This window comes from bacterium, from assembly GCA_024224155.1.
Classification (GTDB): Bacteria; Acidobacteriota; Thermoanaerobaculia; order Multivoradales; family JAHEKO01; genus CALZIK01.
In genome coordinates, this window is record JAAENP010000493.1 from 1 (window position 1) to 1,073 (window position 1,073).

A 1,073-nucleotide genomic window follows, 5' to 3' on the forward strand; every position below is an offset into this window, starting at 1 on the left:
AGCGCCGAAGCGCAGTGGTATCTTTCCGTTTGATGCCCTTCGACCTCGAAAGCGCCCTGCAGGTGCTCGACCGCACACCCGCGGTTCTGGATGCCCTGCTTCGGGACCTCGACGATGGCTGGCTCGAGGCCACCGAGGGCCCGAAGACCTGGAGCCCGTTCGACATCGTCGGTCATCTGATTCACGGTGAGCGCACCGATTGGCTCACCCGCGCGCGCAGAATCCTCGAGCATGGAACCTCGAAGCCGTTCGACCCGTTCGATCGGTTCGCGCAGTTCGAGGCGAGCCGTGGCAAATCGATGGCCGATCTGCTGGCCGAGTTCCACCGGCTGCGCCGGGAGAACCTCGAAGCCTTGCGCGAGCTGGGCTTGGGAGAGCGCGAGCTCGAGCTGCGCGGCACCCATCCCGAGCTCGGTGGTGTGACCCTGGCACAGCTTCTGGCCACCTGGGTGACCCACGACCTGGGCCACATTGCGCAGATCGCCCGGGTGATGGCCAAGCGCAACAAGGACGAGGTGGGTGCCTGGGCCGAGTATCTGTCGGTTTTGAGCGATCGGGTGAAGTCGGAGTAGACTAACGTCCGTCCAAGGCCGAACCAGGAATCGAGAAGTGTCGTGAAGACGACCGTACCCAGGCGTTTTGAACAGATCGCCCGTGCCCGCGGCGATGCTCCCGCCTTGCGTTTCAAGCGCGACGGCGTTTGGCAAGCGATCTCCTGGGCGCAGTTCTCGGATCTGGTAAGCCGCGCGGCGCGCGGCTTCCTGGCGTTGGGGCATCGCAGCGGCCAGGCGGTCGCGATTCTCGGCTTCAATCGCCCCGAGTGGGTGATCTCGGATCTGGCGGCGATCGCCGCCGGTGGTATGCCCGCGGGGATCTATACGACCTCTACGGCCGAGCAGTGCCACTACATCGCCGAGCACTCCGAGGCGGCAGTGGCCGTGGTCGAAAACGCCCAGCAGCTCGAGAAGTTCTTGGCGATCCGCGATCGCCTGCCCGGGCTCCGCGGCATCGTATTGATGGAAGGCGAGGCCGATATCGAGGGAGTGCTGAGCTGGGACCAGCTCCTGGCCTTG

At 65.2% G+C, this 1,073-nt stretch carries 2 protein-coding genes; both read left to right on the forward strand.

Features of this window, described 5'->3' with window-relative positions; genetic code table 11:
- The first annotated feature begins 32 nt into the window (after window positions 1-32).
- Window positions 33-572, forward strand: coding sequence for a DinB family protein (locus GY769_23395; GenBank protein MCP4204864.1), 540 nt, complete (start codon window positions 33-35; stop codon window positions 570-572).
- A 42-nt stretch (window positions 573-614) separates the two neighbouring features.
- A partial coding sequence (locus GY769_23400) for an AMP-binding protein (protein ID MCP4204865.1) occupies window positions 615-1,073 on the forward strand: 459 nt, incomplete at its 3' end.